Origin of the sequence: Microbacterium sp. CGR2 (genome assembly GCF_003626735.1) — a bacterium.
In the GTDB taxonomy this organism is placed as follows: Bacteria; Actinomycetota; Actinomycetes; order Actinomycetales; family Microbacteriaceae; genus Microbacterium.
Window position 1 is genome coordinate 2,399,654 of the sequence record NZ_RBHX01000001.1, and the last position, 16,526, is coordinate 2,416,179.

17 protein-coding genes are annotated in these 16,526 nt (G+C 67.0%); 8 read left to right on the top strand and 9 right to left on the bottom strand.

Annotation, left to right across the window (positions count from 1 at the left end; genetic code table 11):
- Positions 1 to 60 precede the first annotated feature (60 nt).
- Both D7252_RS11970 and hpf read left to right on the top strand, forming a co-directional pair.
- Positions 61 to 753: a ComF family protein gene (locus D7252_RS11970; protein WP_120775592.1), complete on the top strand. Its 693-nt coding sequence runs from the start codon at positions 61 to 63 to the stop codon at positions 751 to 753.
- Positions 754 to 840: 87 nt separating this feature from the next.
- A complete protein-coding gene (gene hpf, locus D7252_RS11975; RefSeq protein WP_120775593.1) occupies positions 841 to 1,497 on the top strand; it encodes a ribosome hibernation-promoting factor, HPF/YfiA family in 657 nt (218 codons plus the stop codon).
- A gap of 70 nt (positions 1,498 to 1,567) precedes the next feature.
- Here hpf and D7252_RS11980 read toward each other — a convergent pair whose 3' ends face one another.
- The gene (locus D7252_RS11980) at positions 1,568 to 2,908 is read right to left on the bottom strand and encodes a hypothetical protein (protein WP_120775594.1); all 1,341 of its coding nucleotides are present in this window, start codon (positions 2,906 to 2,908) and stop codon (positions 1,568 to 1,570) included.
- Positions 2,909 to 2,983: 75 nt separating this feature from the next.
- A complete protein-coding gene (locus D7252_RS11985; RefSeq protein ID WP_120775595.1) occupies positions 2,984 to 3,583 on the bottom strand; it encodes a PadR family transcriptional regulator in 600 nt (199 codons plus the stop codon).
- Between the two features lie 189 nt (positions 3,584 to 3,772).
- Here D7252_RS11985 and secA point away from each other — a divergent pair, with 189 nt between their 5' ends.
- Entirely contained in the window at positions 3,773 to 6,577 is a 2,805-nt protein-coding gene (gene secA / locus D7252_RS11990) for a preprotein translocase subunit SecA (RefSeq protein ID WP_120776946.1), read from the top strand.
- A 68-nt stretch (positions 6,578 to 6,645) separates the two neighbouring features.
- Entirely contained in the window at positions 6,646 to 7,872 is a 1,227-nt protein-coding gene (locus tag D7252_RS11995; protein WP_120775596.1) for a pyridoxal phosphate-dependent aminotransferase, read from the top strand.
- On the opposite strand, the gene D7252_RS12000 is transcribed toward D7252_RS11995, so the two are convergent.
- Positions 7,796 to 9,058: a P-loop NTPase gene (locus D7252_RS12000; protein WP_120775597.1), complete on the bottom strand. Its 1,263-nt coding sequence runs from the start codon at positions 9,056 to 9,058 to the stop codon at positions 7,796 to 7,798. The two genes, D7252_RS11995 and D7252_RS12000, sit on opposite strands and share 77 nt — an antisense overlap.
- Positions 9,055 to 9,675 carry an SAF domain-containing protein gene (locus D7252_RS12005; protein ID WP_120775598.1) on the bottom strand — a complete coding sequence of 207 codons (621 nt, stop codon included), beginning with the start codon at positions 9,673 to 9,675 and terminating at the stop codon, positions 9,055 to 9,057. Before D7252_RS12005 ends, D7252_RS12000 begins: the two co-directional genes overlap by 4 nt.
- A gap of 97 nt (positions 9,676 to 9,772) precedes the next feature.
- On the opposite strand from D7252_RS12005, the gene D7252_RS12010 reads away from it, so the two are divergent.
- Positions 9,773 to 10,051: a helix-turn-helix domain-containing protein gene (locus D7252_RS12010; protein WP_120775599.1), complete on the top strand. Its 279-nt coding sequence runs from the start codon at positions 9,773 to 9,775 to the stop codon at positions 10,049 to 10,051.
- On the opposite strand, the gene D7252_RS12015 is transcribed toward D7252_RS12010, so the two are convergent.
- Positions 10,039 to 10,650, bottom strand: coding sequence for a hypothetical protein (locus tag D7252_RS12015; protein ID WP_120775600.1), 612 nt, complete (start codon positions 10,648 to 10,650; stop codon positions 10,039 to 10,041). The genes D7252_RS12010 and D7252_RS12015 overlap by 13 nt on opposite strands.
- Positions 10,651 to 10,778: 128 nt before the next feature.
- Here D7252_RS12015 and D7252_RS12020 point away from each other — a divergent pair, with 128 nt between their 5' ends.
- Positions 10,779 to 11,165, top strand: a complete 387-nt coding sequence (locus tag D7252_RS12020) for an Rv3235 family protein (protein WP_120775601.1) — start codon at positions 10,779 to 10,781, stop codon at positions 11,163 to 11,165.
- Positions 11,166 to 11,189: 24 nt separating this feature from the next.
- The gene (locus D7252_RS12025; RefSeq protein WP_120775602.1) at positions 11,190 to 12,674 is read left to right on the top strand and encodes a sensor histidine kinase; all 1,485 of its coding nucleotides are present in this window, start codon (positions 11,190 to 11,192) and stop codon (positions 12,672 to 12,674) included.
- Between the two features lie 71 nt (positions 12,675 to 12,745).
- Here the strand turns inward: D7252_RS12025 and D7252_RS12030 are convergent, their stop codons facing one another.
- Positions 12,746 to 12,994 (bottom strand): WhiB family transcriptional regulator, encoded by a 249-nt coding sequence (locus D7252_RS12030; protein WP_028503730.1) that lies wholly within the window; start codon positions 12,992 to 12,994, stop codon positions 12,746 to 12,748.
- A gap of 231 nt (positions 12,995 to 13,225) precedes the next feature.
- Here D7252_RS12030 and D7252_RS12035 point away from each other — a divergent pair, with 231 nt between their 5' ends.
- Entirely contained in the window at positions 13,226 to 13,612 is a 387-nt protein-coding gene (locus D7252_RS12035; RefSeq protein WP_120775603.1) for a hypothetical protein, read from the top strand.
- Positions 13,613 to 13,636: 24 nt separating this feature from the next.
- Here D7252_RS12035 and bcp read toward each other — a convergent pair whose 3' ends face one another.
- From bcp to aroA, 3 genes are read right to left on the bottom strand one after another with little or no spacing between them, the layout of a single operon-like run.
- Entirely contained in the window at positions 13,637 to 14,110 is a 474-nt protein-coding gene (gene bcp, locus D7252_RS12040) for a thioredoxin-dependent thiol peroxidase (protein WP_120775604.1), read from the bottom strand.
- A gap of 9 nt (positions 14,111 to 14,119) precedes the next feature.
- The gene (gene rsgA / locus D7252_RS12045) at positions 14,120 to 15,190 is read right to left on the bottom strand and encodes a ribosome small subunit-dependent GTPase A (protein ID WP_120775605.1); all 1,071 of its coding nucleotides are present in this window, start codon (positions 15,188 to 15,190) and stop codon (positions 14,120 to 14,122) included.
- A complete protein-coding gene (gene aroA / locus D7252_RS12050) occupies positions 15,187 to 16,509 on the bottom strand; it encodes a 3-phosphoshikimate 1-carboxyvinyltransferase (RefSeq protein ID WP_120775606.1) in 1,323 nt (440 codons plus the stop codon). Before aroA ends, rsgA begins: the two co-directional genes overlap by 4 nt.
- Positions 16,510 to 16,526 lie beyond the last annotated feature (17 nt).

Sequence of the window (16,526 nt, forward strand, 5' to 3'; positions counted from 1 at the left end):
TTCTCCCCGGGTGAGCCATGAGGGCGCTTCCATGACATCGCGCCGGCGCAGGATGAGCGGATGCGTGTGAACCAGACTCTGCGTCGCGTGGGCGCCGACGTCGCCGCGTTCCTGATGGCCTCCACCTGCGCCGGGTGCGACGAGCCGGGGCACCTCCTGTGTGCATCCTGCCGACACGCTCTCGCGCCGTCACCGCGCGAACTGGTGACACCGCGCGGGCTGCTCGTGCGCTCGGCACTGGAGTTCGACGGCGTCAGCGCACGATGCATCCGGCGCCTCAAAGGCGATGGAGAGACGCACCTCGCTCGTCCTCTCGGCTCAGCGCTCGCCGCAGTGCTGTCGCCGTTCCTGGCGGTGTCGGCGGCCATCGTCCCCGTGCCGACCTCGAGCAGAGCGTTCCGTCGCCGCGGGTATCGTGTCCCCGACCTGCTCGCGCGACACGCCGGAGCCCGGCCGCAGCGCCTGCTCTCTCTCGAAGCGACTCCGCGAGATCAGAGGGGGCTGGGCTTCCAGGCGCGCATCGACAACATCCAGGGCAGCATGAAGGCGCACCGCCGCGAGAACGGAACCTCGGTCGTGCTGGTCGACGACGTCGTCACGACCGGCGCCACCATCGACGAAGCCGCGCGGGCACTCCGCGCGGGAGGGTTCCATATCGAAGGGGCCGTGACCCTGGCAGCCACGCCGCGGCTCTCCGGATTCGCAGGAGACGCATCGGGAACTCATCGCCGACACGACGAAAGTCCCCCGTGACATCCACCGGCATGCGGACTACGGTTGGGGACCACAAGGCGACCACGGTCCGCCCTTGGCCGGGAGGACCGGGACAAGGAGGCAGCAATGGAAACAAGCATCGTTGGCGTCGGAGTAGGTATCACTGATCGCTTCCGAACCGTTGTCGAGGAGAAGATCGCCAAGGTTCAATCGTTCGCGGCCCGCGCGCAACGACTCGACGTGAAGGTCACGCATCGGGTCTTCCGCAATGGGCACGTCCCCGAGGAGACGGTCGAACTCACGCTCGTCGGGAAGGGTCCCGTGGTTCGCGCAGAAGCGACCGACGGCGACAAGTTCGTGGCGCTCGACCTCGCCGTCGACAAGATGTCGGAACAACTGCGCCGAGCGAAGGAAAAGCGGGTCGACGGGCGTCAGCACCCTCGTGGGCCGCATTTCGAGAAGGAGACCGGACAGCTCGAAGGCATCGATGTACAGCCGGCATCCGCCGAGGTGCTGCATGCGGTCGCCACGGGAAGCGTGCCGATCCAGAGCGAAGAGGACGAGGCGTATTCGCCCGTCGTCATCCGCACGAAGAGTTTCGACGCGGAGTGGATGACCGTCGAGGAGGCTGTCGATCGGATGGAACTCGTCGGACACGACTTCTTCCTCTTCGTCGATGTCCGCACCGACCACCCGAGCGTCGTGTACCGACGCAAGGGCTGGGATTACGGTGTCATCGCGTTGAGCACCCAGGCTCCTCCGTCGGAGGCGCTCGCCTCCTGACGCGACAGGAAACGGCCCGCCTCGAGAAGGGGCGGGCCGTTTTGACGTCGGGGCGAAAGCGGGCTGTGCGTCAGTCGAACATGCCGTCGAGGAGGCTGCCGATCACGAGGCCGCCGAGCAGGCCGGAAGCGATGTTGCCGCCGCCGCCGCCCGGTCGGCCGCCCCAACCGCCCCCGCCTCCGCCCCAGCCGTCGCCGCCGCCCCAGCCTTGATCCTGCGGGCGGGCCGAGTCGATATCGCGTTGCGCGAGTTGCAGTGCCTCGGACGCGAGGTGAGCCACTCGCCGTGCTTGAACGAGCGCCTGTTCGCGCGTCGCCTCTGCGGGAAGCAGATCCGAGACGTCCACCCGAAGCCGCTCGGCCTCGGCGAGGCGTGTGCGCGCGTCAGCGCCGATCCAGCCGCGGTGGCCGGAGATGAGACCGCGTGCCACGCCCAGCTGCCGATCCGCGTCGTCGATGGCGTGCTGGACCTGCGCGATGCTCGGCAGCGGATTCTCGGCACGGTGCCGGGCGTGTGCGATGGCTTCGTCCAGAGCGGAGTTGGCGTCGCGCAGCTGCGACAGCTCGGCGAAGGGGTCGTTGGGCGTCCCGGAGGGGGTGAGTGCGCTGAGCGCCGCCTGCAGGTTGGCGATCGCCTCGGCGACGGCGGGTTCCCTCGGCGCCGTTCGTGCGGCGATCAGGTCGCCGCGCGAGTCGGCCACCACCTCGGCGAGGGTCGACTCGGCCCGCAGGGCCTCGATCTCGAAGTCTTCGACCGCATCCAGCAGCGCCGACGCGCGGCGCGTCGCCTCCGTCGCCGTTTCGAGGGCGAGGTTGGCTTCTTCGTTCTGCTTCGCGGCACGACGACGCTCGGAGACGTCGGCGCTGTGCGTCGCGAAAGCGATGAGCTGCTCGGCTTCCGCGGCACTCGCGGTGATCTGGTGCATCGCCGACTCGGCATAGCGAGCGGACAACCGCTGTACGGACTCATTGGTCTGGGGGATACGGGCGCTCAGTGCTGCGGCATCCGCGCGGATCTGTGCGACGATCTCGGGGGCCCGGCGGACCTTGGCGACGGATGCCGCGAGCACAGACGTCTTCTCATCGAGCAGATCCTGCGCCCAGTCGCACAGCTGGAGGATGCGTGCGTTGCGGGTGCGCAGCTCTTCCGGAGTGTCGGGGATCTCGTCGTGGTTGAGCTGGTGCATCTGGAACGCCTCACGCAGGTGGGTTCGCACGGCCGCGAGCGCCTTCCTGAGGTCTGCGGTGAGAGACTCGCCGAGCTCGGCTTCCGCGAAGGCGAGTTCATCGGACGTGGTCCGGATCCTCTCGTCGGCGCCGACCAGGGCCTGCTCCGCCCGACGGGCGAGATCCGCATCCTGTGCGGCGAGTTCTTCCTGTTCGCGTTTGCGTCTGCCCCAAATTCCAGCCATGACCCGATCCTAGTTTCCTCTGCGCCTGCCATGGCTGAGCATCCGCTTCGGGGGGCGTCGGGTTCGCTGCAGGCGTCACGCCGCCACGGGGCGACGCGAGGTCGGGCGGCCGCGCTTCGGCCGCTCGGCGGCCAGTGGGAGCTGCAGCGCGTGCGTCGGCTGTTCGGCGAGGCGTTGTGCCGTGTGATCGAGCCAGCGCAGCTCGGCCTCCGCTGCGAAGATCATGGAATCGGTCATCAGCCGCCAGGCGAGCTCCTCGGCACCATCGACCGTGCCGGGGTATCGCGCGTGCTGGAGGGCCTCGAGCTGATCGAGAGAGGCGGAGCGTTGCGCCTCGAGGACGCTGGTCACGTCGATGCCGGGCAGTGTCGCGGCGATGGCGAGCTTGACCGCGAGTTCGTCGCGCGTCGCCTTCGTCCGCACCACAGGGGCCACGAGCCACCGTGCGACGTCTGCCGACCCGGCGTCCGTGATCTGCCAGTACACGTGACCCTGCTCGTCGGCGGCACCTCGGCGCACGAGACCGTCCCGCTCGAGCCGCTCGAGAGTGTTGTAGATCTGTCCGACGTTCAACGGCCAGGTCGAGCCGGTCCGTCGATCGAATTCGAGGCGGAGTTGATAGCCGTAGCAGGGGCCCTGGTCGAGGATCGCGAGCAGGCTCTGGCGTACGGACATGAAGATCCCCTCGTGGTGCGACGTGAAAGCAATGCCGAGTATATGCATACCGAGTATTGACTCGAGTCGGCGCGCGGAGGAATGCTTGCAGGCGACGTGCAGGTCACAGACCGGTAACATGGCGAAGTATGCCTGGCGCTCGCCCTTCTGGCGGCTGGCGCTTTACCCACTGACAGGGAGATGACATCCGTGGCCAATCCTCTTGAGAAGCTGCTGCGCGCTGGTGAGGGGCGGGTCATCCGCCGCCTGAACCAGGTAGTCAAGGCAGTGGGCGCACTGGAGGACGACATCTCCAAGCTCACCGACGATGAGCTGCGCAACGAGACGGTCGAGCTGCGGGCACGCTTCGAGAAGGGCGAGACGCTCGATCAGCTCATGCCTGAGGCGTTCGCCGCCGTCCGCGAGGCCGCCAAGCGCACACTCGGCATGCGCGCCTATGACGTGCAGATCATGGGTGGCGCGGCCCTTCACCTGGGAAACATCGCCGAGATGAAGACCGGTGAAGGAAAGACGCTCGTCGCGACATTCCCGGCTTATCTCAACGCGATCGCGGGCAAGGGCGTTCACATCATCACCGTGAACGACTTCCTCGCGAGCTACCAGGCCGAGTTGATGGGGCGTGTGTTCCGCGCGCTCGGGATGACCACCGGGATCATCGTCTCCGGGCAGGTTCCTGCCGTCCGCCGTGAACAGTACGCCGCCGACATCACCTATGGCACGAACAACGAGTTCGGCTTCGACTACCTGCGCGACAACATGGCGTGGCGCAAGGAAGACCTTGTGCAGCGCGAGCACTTCTTCGCGATCGTCGACGAGGTGGACTCGATCCTCATCGACGAGGCGCGTACGCCGTTGATCATCTCGGGCCCGTCGTCGGGCGAGGCCAACCGGTGGTTCGCCGAGTTCGCGAAGATCGCCCGCACGCTCGAAGCCGGGGTCGACTACGAGGTCGACGAGAAGAAGCGCACAGTCGGTGTGCTCGAGCCTGGAATCGAGAAGGTCGAGGACTACCTCGGCATCGACAACCTGTACGAGTCGGCGAACACCCCGCTCATCTCGTTCCTGAACAACTCCATCAAGGCTCTCGCTCTGTTCAAGAAGGACACCGACTACGTCGTCATGAACGACGAGGTCATGATCGTCGACGAACACACCGGCCGCATCCTCGTGGGGCGTCGCTACAACGAGGGCATCCACCAGGCGATCGAGGCGAAGGAAGGCGTGCCGGTAAAGGCTGAGAACCAGACCCTCGCGACCGTCACCCTGCAGAACTACTTCCGCCTCTACGAGAAGCTCGCGGGCATGACCGGTACGGCCGAGACCGAGGCCGCAGAGTTCATGTCGACCTACAAGCTCGGCGTCATCGCCATCCCCACCAACCGGCCCATGGTCCGCAAGGATCAGTCCGACCTCGTCTACAAGAACGAGACGGCCAAGTTCGCTCAGGTGGTGGAAGACATCGCGGAGCGCCACTCCAACGGACAGCCCGTGCTGGTCGGAACGGTGAGCGTGGAGAAGAGCGAGTATCTTTCGCGCCTGCTTGCCAAGAAGGGTGTGAAGCACGAGGTCCTCAACGCCAAGAACCACGCGCGTGAAGCGGAGATCGTGGCGCGTGCCGGTCGGTTGGGTGCGGTCACCGTGGCGACGAACATGGCAGGGCGTGGAACCGACATCATGCTCGGTGGAAACGCCGAGTTCCTCGCGGTTCAAGAGCTCAAGGGCAAGGGACTCGACCCGGTCGAGACACCCGACGAGTACGAGGTCGCGTGGGACGAAGCCTATGAGGCGATGAAAGCAGTCGTCGCCGAGGAGGCCGAGAAGGTCATCGAGTCCGGCGGGCTCTACGTGCTCGGCACGGAGCGTCACGAGTCGCGCCGCATCGACAACCAGCTGCGTGGTCGCTCCGGCCGTCAGGGCGACCCCGGAGAGAGCCGCTTCTACCTCAGTCTCACCGACGATCTGATGCGTCTGTTCCAATCGGGCGCCGCTGAGGCGATCCTGGCGCGTACGAACTTCCCCGACGATGTGCCGATCGAATCCGGGCTGGTCTCCCGCGCCATCCGCAGCGCCCAGTCGCAGGTGGAGTCGCGGAACGCCGAGATGCGCAAGAACGTCCTCAAGTACGACGACGTCCTGAACCGTCAGCGTGAGGCCATCTACGCCGATCGCCGCCACATCCTGCAGGGCGACGACATCGCCGACCGGGTGCAGCACTTCATCGAAGACGCCATCAGCGGGGTGGTGCGCGACCACACCGGTGAAGGTCACAACGAGAGCTGGGACTTCGACGCGCTGTGGACCGAACTCAAGACGCTTTACCCCGTCGGCGTCACGATCGACGAAGTGGTCGCAGAAGCGGCAGGCCGCAAGGGCGGAATCAGCGCCGACGGACTCACCCGCGAGCTCCTCTCCGACGCGAAGATCGCGTACGAGAAGCGTGAGGAGTCGCTGGGCGAAGCTGCGACGCGCGAGCTCGAGCGTCGCGTCGTTCTGCAGGTTCTCGACCGTCGCTGGCGTGACCACCTCTACGAGATGGACTATCTGAAGGACGGCATCGGTCTTCGTGCGATGGCGCAGCGTGACCCGCTCATCGAGTACCAGCGCGAGGGCTACTCGATGTTCCAGTCCATGATGGGGCAGATCAAGGAGGAGTCGGTCGGTTACCTCTACAACCTCGAGGTGGAAGTGCGCCGCGCGGCGGACTCCGAGGTCACCGAGGTGGAGGCGAAGGGCCTCTCCGAGGGCAGTGCTGAACAACGCCTCGAGTATTCTGCAGCCAACGACGCCGGTGAGGTCGAGGTGCGGAACGACCGCGGCCAGGTCCAGCAGGCGGCTACCGATCGTCTTCGTCAGGCGGCCGCGCGCACACAGCCCGAACCGGCCGAGGAGGCCGAGCAGGGCGCTCGCGGCGCCTTCGGTCAGCGCACGGATGCTCCCGCGCCCGAGGCCGGCAACCGCGAGCAGCGGCGCGCGCAGGGCAAGAAGAAGAAGTGACTTTCTGCTGACGAAGAAGGGCCGATCCGTGTGGATCGGCCCTTCTTCTGTCGCTGTAGGCTTGCGCAATGACACCATCGCGCCACTTCGATCAGTCGTCGAAGCTCAAGAACGTTTTGTACGAGATTCGCGGAAACGCCCTCGTCGAGGCGGCGCGGCTGGAAGCCGAGGGCCACAATGTCCTCAAGCTGAACACCGGGAACCCGGCGATCTTCGGGTTCGATGCCCCGCACCAGATCGTGCACGACATGCTCGCCGCCGTCCCGACGGCTCACGGTTACAGCGACAGCAAGGGCATCATCTCCGCTCGTCGCGCCGTGGTCAGTCGCTATGAGCAGATCGAGGACTTCCCGCGGTTCGACCCCGACGATGTCTTTCTCGGCAACGGCGTCTCCGAATTGATCACGATGACGATGCAGGCGCTGCTGGACGAAGGCGACGAGGTGCTCATCCCCGCGCCGGACTATCCGCTGTGGACAGCTATGACGAGCCTCGCCGGCGGTACGCCGGTGCACTACCTCTGCGACGAGGACGACGGCTGGCAGCCTGACCTCGAGGACATCCGATCGAAGATCACGCCTCGTACCAAGGCAATCGTGATCATCAACCCGAACAATCCGACCGGTGTGGTCTACTCCCGCGAGATTCTCGCGGGCATCGTGCAGATCGCGCGCGAGCACGAGTTGTTGCTGCTGTCGGATGAGATCTACGATCGGATCCTGTTCGACGGCGCTGAGCACATCCCGACGGCGACCCTCGCACCTGACCTGCTCTGCTTGACGTTCAACGGGCTCTCGAAGACCTACCGCGTGGCCGGATACCGATCGGGCTGGCTCGTCGTCACCGGGCCGCAGGGGCATGCGAAGGGCTTCCTCGAGGGGATCACGCTGCTGGCCTCCACGCGGCTGTGCCCCAACGTGCCGGCCCAGCACGCTGTGCAGGCCGCGCTCTCGGGCGTGCAGTCGATCGATGCTCTGATCGCGCCGACCGGACGTCTGCACGAGCAGCGAGACATCGCATGGCAGGGGCTTGAGGCCATCCCCGGTGTGTCCTGCGTCAAGCCCGAGGGTGCGCTCTACGCCTTCCCTCGGCTCGACCCGAACGTGCACGAGATCCGCGATGACGCGAAGCTGGTCTACGACCTGCTTGTCGCCGAGCACATCCTGCTGGTCCAGGGCACCGGATTCAACTGGCCGACGCCCGATCACCTGCGCCTGGTCACTCTGCCCGAGCCGAGAGTATTGAGCGAAGCCGTCGAGCGACTGGGGAATTTCCTCGCGAGTTATCGCCAGTAGGCGCCGCTCGTGCGCCGGCGGGCGCTGACGTCGACGCGGCAAGGCGGCGGACGGCGGCGACGAAGGGCGAGCGTGGCGTCACATCCGACATCGGCCGAGCGTGCAGCAGCGCTGCGTCGGCGGCCCTTTGGTCGAAGGGCAGGAACGAGACATCGGTGATGCCGGCGAATCGTTCGAGCGTGCGTCTCACCTGGCCCCGGGCGTCAATGCCCAAGGGGCCCGGACGGACCTGATTGACCACGACGGTGAGCGGTGTCGGAGAGACGATTCGCCGCAGCTCCGCATGGTCCCTGAGGAATCGACTGATGCCCAGAGGGTCTGCCGAGGCCACGGCGATGATGACGTCGGCTTCCCGCAGCACGGATGACGTTGCGGCATGACGGCGAGGACCTGCGAGGTCGTGGGTCACCTCATCGTCGGCGTCGAACGCGCCGGCGACGTCGACGACAGTCTCGTCGATCCAGTCGCGACACGCGCGGAGAGTCGCGGCCACGCGTGTGGACGAGAGCTCCGGCCACCGACTGGGCCGATTGATGCCGGGAAGCACCTCGACCTCACCTGCACTGCTGGCGACTGTCGTGGCGAGACGAGTGAGCTCCGCGGCGTCGAGGCCTCCCAGCTCTGCTCGTCGGCAGGCGGCGGCCATGCCCGGCGCGTCGTCGCTGAGCCCGAGCAGGAGAGCCAGCGACGGGGCGACGGTGTCAGCGTCGACCAGCGCCGAGCTTCGGCCGGCGCGAGCAAACTCGACGGCGAGTTGGATCGCGACTGTCGAGCGCCCCGGAGCGCCGTGCGGCCCCCACACCGCCGTCACACGGTGCGGGGCTTGGGCCGGAGTCGCGGGCGCGGTGGGGGAGTCTGCGGCCAATGCTGCCGCGATCTCCCACCCTGCGGCCGCGACGGGCAGCGGATCTCCGAGGCCTAGGCGGCCCAGCAGACGGCTCTCCGGGCTACCGAGAGCGAGGATGCGCACCGCGGCCCGGTCGCAGGCGGCGACCAGCTCCGCCGTCAGAATTCCGCGTTCAGCGGGGACGATGATCGCCTGAGCGTCGGAGATCTGCGCGTCGGAGAGTTGCTCCCAGGGGTCGCGCGCCGATACGACTGCGACCACCCTGATGCCTTCCAGTTCGAGCTCGGCGGCGAGCTCATCGGCTCTCGGCGGTGCAATCGCCACCACGACCGAGGTCATGGCTCTGCCCGGACGGGAACGACAGACAGAGCGGCTCCACCGGTGACCGCAGCGAGCACATCTGCGACATCGGCCCTGTCGATCACGATCTCGACCTGGGTGCCTGCGTCGGCGAGCACTCCGTCGGTCTCGAGCACGGTTCGGACGATGACATCCGCGACCAGAATGCGAGGAGCGTCATAGGAGCGCCCGTCATCCAAGGGCGGCGCGTGCCAGAGTTCGACCACCGTGCCGGGCTCGACATCCTCGGGGATGCCCGTCGTGCTCTCGACTACGATCGTCGTGCTGCGGTTGGCATCGGCTGGAGCGGCCACCGCGACGGGCACGATCTCCCCTTTCCACACCGTCCGCGACGCTACCTGTCCCGGCTGGAGGTCTTGAGGGCCGAGGTAGTCGTCCGTCAGGGCACCGAGACCGACTTCGACCACTTGGAAGTCGCCGGAGGCGAGCGTTTCTCCCTTCGTGATCGTCCTGCTGGCCAGAAGCACGGGCGTCGCATCGTCGGAGGCGGAGACGATGAACCACACGCCGCTGATGGAAAGAGCCACCAAGGCGATGCCGATGAGGAAACGGACATCACCCCAGAAGGCGCGTCGGGGGCGGAGAGGGGTAGCCATGGCGACATGGTCACAGAAATCCGCCGAGCACCTCATGAGTTATCCACAGGGCGTGCCAAGCGTGGGGTCCGAGCCGCGGGTGGGGAACAATGGAGACATGGCACATGCCCCCGCGCCCGCCCCGCGATTCCTCGCGCCTGCCCAGGTGGCCGAGTTGTTGAGCATCAGCGTGGACGAGGTGATCGCGCTGGTCCTCGAAGGACGGTTGCGCGGGTCGCAGGTCGGCTCCCCGCAGCGCTGGCGGATCGAGGAGTCGAGTCTGCGGGACTACCTGTCGGAGCAGTCCGAAGATGCCAGAAGAATGGCGCTCTGGCGGCAGTCTCAGGCGGCGAGCTTTCCCGAGGTGTGGGGAGTCTCCTCTGTTCAGGGCATCTGACTGCCGGGGGTTCGCACGGCTGTCACCGCTGTGAAGGGGATGAGCCGAAACCCCTGAACCGCGCCGGCGCGACGGGCTTCCCCAGCGTCGTGAAGGGCGAGATCGAGATGGTCCGCCGCGGCGCGGTCGATCGTCCCGTGCACGTCTTCGCCGACGAGCGTGCTGATGTGCACGGGTACCCGACGCCGTGCGAGATCGCGCATCACGAAGCCGAGCGTCATCCGTTCCCGAAGTTCGTGGCCTTGCGGATCCGTCTGTTCCAGGCTCGACAGGATCATGCCGTGGTCGAGGGTCAGCCCTGTGATCGCATGCTGCGGGATGATCAGGGTCGGCCGGGGGAGGCGGGGCCCGGTGCCCACGCGAGAGATCGCAGCGATCCAGTCGGCCCCCATGGCCTCCAGCGTGACGGGAAGGCGCTGCCCGTCGCCGAGATCGAGCGTGGCGTCGGCGCCGGTGGCACATAGCACTCGCAGACGAGCGCGCAGTTCGAGCCGCGAGATGCGCAACCGTTCGGATTCTGCGTCGAGCGCTGCGCGCTCGGCCTCCCACTCGGAGGCCAGCTGGCCCTCGAGCTCTTCGAACAGGCGATCCCAATGCACTCGATCGACAGTAGGCGACCGTGATATCCGATGTACGAGTTATCCACATTCTTTCCTCCCAGCCGGATTCGCCTCCACCCCACCGTGCTGTACTGGCTCGCAGTTCTACCGGATCGAGAGTTCAGATCATGACGCTTCACGAGTACTTCGCACCGCAACCGACTCCCACCGTCGAGCTTCCCGACCCCGCGCCGCTTCTGCGCAGTCTGACGCGCGGCGTGCTGGAGGTGCTCGCAGGCGTGCGAGAAGTCGACCAGCTCGCCCGATGGTTCAGCGAAGATGCGTTCCGAAGCCTGGTGGCCCGCTCCAACCTGTCGGCGCGGGCTCGAAGCGCGCGCGGAGTTCCGCCCGCGCGTCCGAGTTTCGAGATCCGGTCTCTGCGGGTGACGGAGCCTCTCGACGGCATCATCGAGGCAGTGGTGGTCGTGACAGGGCCAGGGCGCACCCGAGCGGTGGCGATCCGACTCGAAGGACTGGATCATCGGTGGCGCGCGAGCTCGCTGGCAGTGCTCTGAGTGATCTGACTCTAGGCTGGTGACGTGTCAACCCTCAGCGATCTCGCCCATGCCCAGGGCCGTCTGAACGACGGCGACGTTGAGTGGCTGCACAGGCTCGCCGGCGACGGCCAGCTCCTCGCCGACCTCGCCTCGGCAGACATCGTCGTCTGGATACAGACGGAAGACGGTTCCTTCATCGCCGTGGCCCACGCCAGGCCGAGCGGGGCGGCGACTCTGTTCTATCGCGACATCGTGGGCGAGCGGGTGCGACCGCAGTGGCGTACGCAGGTTCAGGGCGCGTTCGAGTCCGCCGAGATCGTCGACTCGTCCTCACCGGATTGGTTCGAGGAGACGCCTACGCGAGTGCGCGCCGTCCCCATCATCCGAGAGCGGCGCGGAGGCGATGCCGCGCCGACCGTCATCGGAGTGGTCACCAGACACACCAATCTCGGTGAGGCCCGCACGCCCTCGCGCCAGCAGATCACTTTCGAGGAGTGCGCCGACGATCTCTTCCGGATGATCGCCGACGGCAGTTTCCCCGATCTCGCGGCTCCGACGTCGCCGCGTCGCGGGGCGCCACGTGCGTCGGACGGGCTGATCCGCATCGATGTCGACGGAATCACCACATTCGCCAGCCCCAACGCTCTCTCCGCGTTCAATCGAATGGGTTTCGATGATGAGCTCGAGGGGGAGTCCCTCGCCGAGGTGACGACGAGGCTGGTGCCCCCGTCTCGGCAAGTCGACGAGTCGCTTCCGGTCGTCGTCACCGGGCGCGCGCCCTGGCGCACCGACATCGAGGCCAGGGGCGTGACGGTGTCGTTGCGAGCGATCCCGCTCAAAGACCACGGGACGCGCATCGGTGCGATTCTGCTCTGTCGCGACGTGTCGGAGCTGCGTCACCAGGAGCAGGAGCTCATCACCAAGGATGCGACGATCCGCGAGATCCATCACCGGGTGAAGAACAATCTCCAGACCGTCGCATCGCTGCTGCGCATCCAGGCGCGCCGCACGCACTCCGACGAGGCGCGCGAGGCCCTCACGCAGGCGATGCGCCGAGTGGACTCGATCGCGGTCGTGCACGACACGCTCGCCCAGGGTCTGACGCAGAAGGTCGACTTCGACGAGGTCTTCCATCGTGTGCTCAAGCTTGTCGCCGAGGTCGCGTCCGCGCCCAACACGCGTGCCCGGACGCACTCCACCGGACGGTTCGGTGTGCTGCCCAGCGAATATGCGACTCCGCTGGCGCTGGCACTCACCGAAGTCGTGACCAACGCCGTCGAGCACGGTCTCGCGGGGCGTGAAGGGTCAGTGACGATCGACGCGACCAGGACAGAAGACAATCTGCGCGTGACGGTGCATGACACAGGGCTCGGTCTGCCCGAGGGGCGGATCGGCCAGGGGCTCGGCACGCAGATCATCCGCACGCTCATCCAAGGCGAACTCGGGGGGACGATCGAGTGGCGCGGGAGTGATGGCGAGGGCACCGAAGTGGTCATCGACATCCCACTGCGCTGGCTCGAGCACTGAGCGGCCGCTTTCGAGCAGGACGAGCACGCGAAAGCGGCCTGAGACCAGGTCTCAGGCCGCGTCGGTGAAGGTCAGGAAGCGCGGCGGGCGCGTGCAGCGCGGCGCTTCAGCGCGCGGCGCTCGTCTTCGGACAGCCCGCCCCATACGCCAGAGTCCTGGCTGCTCTCGAGTGCGTACTGCAAGCAGATCTCGGTGACCGTGCACGTCGCACAGACGGTCTTCGCCTTCTCGATCTGGTCGACGGCCGGGCCGGTGTTCCCGACGGGGAAGAACAGCTCGGGATCGACAGTCAGGCAGGCGGCCTTGTCGCGCCAGTCCATGGGGGCTCCTCGGTGTGGATTCGAGCTTCCGCGATGCGGCGGCTCAGATTCGGGTGACCGTTCGGGGTCGGCTACCCTGGTGAAATGCGGACGGACGCCCGCGAATCGTGATGCGGGCGAAGCGCCCGCCCCACGCCGCTGTGGGAGCACATGACGCTGTCTATTCTGTTACATGAAACCTGCGAAATCAAGGGTTTTCCGCCTTCTCACTCGATTCTCAGGAGACCCATCGTGCACGCACCACGCCTCGCCTTCGCGGCCGCCGCTCTGCTCGCGGCGGAAGGAGCAGCACTCGTCGTCTTCGCACTGATCGAGGTCGCGGGGCTGGGCGCCGGCGATGCGGCGTCGCTCCCTACTGCGGTGGCTCTGATCGTGCTCACCCTCATCGGGGCCGCTGCTCTGTTCGCGTTCGCTTTCGGGGTACGCGCGGGTCGCTCGTGGGCACGGTCAGGCGGAGTGGTCGTGCAGGTGCTGGCCATCGCGCTCGCCTTGGCGTCGCTGACTGTTCACCCGGTCCTCTGGGCGTTCACCGTGGGCGTCGGGCTGCCCGGCCTGCTGGGCTTCGCCCTGCTGATCGCGAGCGCTCGTCGCGAGGCCGAGCGACCGGAAGCCGACTGATCCGCCGAGAGACGCGGGTAAGGCTCAGCCGTCGAGGCCGAGGAGTTTCCGCACGCGTGCGACGTGTCCCGTGGCCTTGACGTTGTAAAGGGCGAGACGAACGGTGCCGTCTTCGTCGAGCACGAAGGTGGAGCGGATGACGCCCTCGACGACCTTGCCGTAGTTGAGCTTCTCGCCCCAGACGCCGTAGGCGGAATGCACAGAATGGTCGGGATCGCTGAGCAAGGTGAACGTCAGTCCGTCTCGGTCGCGGAACTCCGCGAGCTTGGAGGGCTCGTCGCGCGATATGCCCACGACCCGGTACCCGGCACCCTCGAGCGAGGAGATGTTGTCCCGGAAGTCGCACGCCTGCGTGGTGCACCCCGGTGTCATCGCCGCCGGATAGAAGTAGAGCACGACTTTCTGGCCACGCAGATCGGCGAGACCGACGGGGGAGCCGCCCTGGTCGAGGAGCGTGAAGTCGGGGGCTGCGGTTCCGGGTTCGAGGCGCTGAGTCACGGAGCCAGCCTATCGGCCAGGAGTCTGCTCGGCCTTGTCTGCGAACGTCTGCAGCAGACGCTGCAGCGAATCGAGCCTTGCCCGTCCGGTCTCGCTCAGCTCGTCGCGCTCGGCCGCCTCGATCAGCGCGCAGTCGGGGGCATCGACGAGGTGGGTGCAGCCGCGCGGGCAGTTCTCTGCAATCGCGGCGAGTTCCGTGAAGGCGGCGAGGATGTTCGCGGGGTCGACGTGCCCGAGTCCGAAGGATCGCACGCCGGGGGTGTCGATCACCCAACCGTTTCCCTCGGCCCCGCTGTATCGGAGGGATACCGTCGACGACGAGGTGTGCCGGCCGCGGCCGGTGACCTGGTTCACGTGCCCGGTTGCGCGGCCCGCCGTCGGGACGAGAGCGTTGACGAGCGTGGACTTGCCGACACCGGAGTGTCCGACGAAGACGGTGGAGTGTCCGACCAGAGCTGCACCGATCTCATCCACTGGCATCCGGTCCTCTGCGCTTGTGAACACGTGCAGATCCAGTCCCGCGAAGTGCGCGAGAAACGGTGTCGGATCCGCGAGATCGGTCTTCGTCACGACGAGGAGCGGGCGTACGCCGGCATCCAGAGCGGCCACGAGGTAGCGGTCGACGAGACGAGCGCGTGGTTCCGGGTCGGCAGCGGCGACCACGATGAGCATCTGATCGGCGTTCGCCACGATCACGCGCTCGACCTGGTCGGTGTCATCCGCACTGCGGCGCAGCAGCGAGGATCGATCGAGGATACCGACGATGCGTCCGAGCGTCCCGTCCTCTCCGCTCACGTCTCCGACCACCCGGGCGTGGTCGCCGGTCACGATCGGGCTGCGCCGCAGCTCGCGCGCACGCGTCGTCGTGATCAGACGCTCGTCGTCGGTCTCCTCGTCGAGCAGCACGGTGAATCGACCGCGATCGACACCGAGAACGCGACCGATCTGGGCGTCGTCATGCGCGGGCCGTCTCTTGGTGCGCGGACGATTCGCCTTCGGGTTGGGACGGGTGCGGATACTGGCCTCATCGAAGTCCTCGAACTCATCGTCGGGATCGTCGGTGTCATCGAGCCAGCTCATCCGCGGCCCCGCAGCATCCGCTCCCAGAGCATGGTGAACTCGGGCAGAGTCTTGGCCGTGGTGCCGATGTCATCGATCTCGATGCCGGGCACCCGCAAGCCGATCAGGGCACCGGTGGTCGCCATTCGGTGATCGTGGTGTGCAGCCCATGGTCCTCCGCGGAGCGCGCGCGGCGTGATGCGCAGTCCGTCGGAGAGCTCTTCCGCCTCGCCACCGAGCGCACGGATGTTACCCACGAGCGCGGCGATCCGGTCGGTCTCATGCAGGCGGATGTGACCGATGCCCCGGATGGTCGTCGGAGATTCGGCGAACACCGCGATCCCCGCGAGGGTCGGAGTGAGCTCGCTTGCGGCCGAGAGATCGAGATCGAGCCCGCGGATGTCGGTACCCGCGCGCACGGTCAGAGTTCCCCCGTGTCGGCCGACGTGCGCACCCATCGCCTGAAGGATCTCGGGCAGCAGGGCGCCCGGTTGGGTGGAGTGCGCCGGCCACCCCGTGATCGACACGGAACCGCCCGTCACGAGCGCAGCGCCGAGGAACGGGGCCGCGTTGGAGAGATCCGGCTCGATCGCGATCTCTTTCGCGCGGGGAACACCGGCCTCGACCAGCCACTCTCCGACGGCGGGGCGCTCGATGCGGATGCCGCGGCGGCTCAGTGCCTCGATGGTCATGTCGATATGCGGGAGGCTCGGCAGATGCTCACCCGTGTGCACCAGGTGCAACCCGACGTCGAAGCGCGGCGCGGCGAGCAGGAGACCCGAGACGAACTGACTGGAGGCGGAGGCGTCGACCTCGACGCGGCCGCCGCGGATGCGCCCGTGACCGCGGATCGTGAAGGGGAGAGCCCAGGTTCCCTCGTCATCGATGTCGACTCCGAGATCACGGAGTGCGCTGATGAGGCCGCCCATCGGCCGGTGCAGAGCCGTCTCGTGTGCGGTCAGGTGCACATCCTTCTGAGCGAGCCCGGCGAGCGGGGCGATGAACCGCATCACGGTTCCCGCCTGGCCGCAGTCCACGGTGGCGCCGCCCTGCAGTTTCGCGGGGGTGACGATGAGGTCAGGGCCGAACTCGTGGCCCGCATCCTCCTCCTCGATGCCGATGCCCAGGGCACGCAGCGCATCGACCATGCGGCGGGAGTCGTCGGAATGGAGAGGAGCGATCAGACGGCCGGGCCCATCGGCGATGGCCGCGATGATGAGCTCTCGGTTCGTCAAGGACTTCGATCCCGGGATGGTGAGCTCTGCCTGGATCGGCTCGTCCTTCGACGGCGCGATGTAGGCACCCTGGACACGGGACGGGGAATACCTGTTGGCGCTCATCGGTTCTCACTTTAGTG

Excerpts from the sequence above, each read along its gene's own strand:
- D7252_RS12030 (WP_028503730.1), bottom strand. The coding sequence starts at position 12,994 with ATGGACTGGCGCGACAAGGCCGCCTGCCTGACTGTCGATCCCGAGCTG.
- D7252_RS12020 (WP_120775601.1), top strand. The coding sequence starts at position 10,779 with ATGACGCTTCACGAGTACTTCGCACCGCAACCGACTCCCACCGTCGAG.
- rsgA (WP_120775605.1), bottom strand. The coding sequence starts at position 15,190 with ATGAGCTGGCTCGATGACACCGACGATCCCGACGATGAGTTCGAGGAC.
- hpf (WP_120775593.1), top strand. The coding sequence starts at position 841 with ATGGAAACAAGCATCGTTGGCGTCGGAGTAGGTATCACTGATCGCTTC.
- D7252_RS12005 (WP_120775598.1), bottom strand. The coding sequence starts at position 9,675 with ATGGCTACCCCTCTCCGCCCCCGACGCGCCTTCTGGGGTGATGTCCGT.
- D7252_RS11985 (WP_120775595.1), bottom strand. The coding sequence starts at position 3,583 with ATGTCCGTACGCCAGAGCCTGCTCGCGATCCTCGACCAGGGCCCCTGC.
- aroA (WP_120775606.1), bottom strand. The coding sequence starts at position 16,509 with ATGAGCGCCAACAGGTATTCCCCGTCCCGTGTCCAGGGTGCCTACATC.
- D7252_RS11970 (WP_120775592.1), top strand. The coding sequence starts at position 61 with ATGCGTGTGAACCAGACTCTGCGTCGCGTGGGCGCCGACGTCGCCGCG.
- D7252_RS11995 (WP_120775596.1), top strand. The coding sequence starts at position 6,646 with ATGACACCATCGCGCCACTTCGATCAGTCGTCGAAGCTCAAGAACGTT.
- D7252_RS11980 (WP_120775594.1), bottom strand. The coding sequence starts at position 2,908 with ATGGCTGGAATTTGGGGCAGACGCAAACGCGAACAGGAAGAACTCGCC.
- D7252_RS12010 (WP_120775599.1), top strand. The coding sequence starts at position 9,773 with ATGGCACATGCCCCCGCGCCCGCCCCGCGATTCCTCGCGCCTGCCCAG.
- D7252_RS12000 (WP_120775597.1), bottom strand. The coding sequence starts at position 9,058 with ATGACCTCGGTCGTGGTGGCGATTGCACCGCCGAGAGCCGATGAGCTC.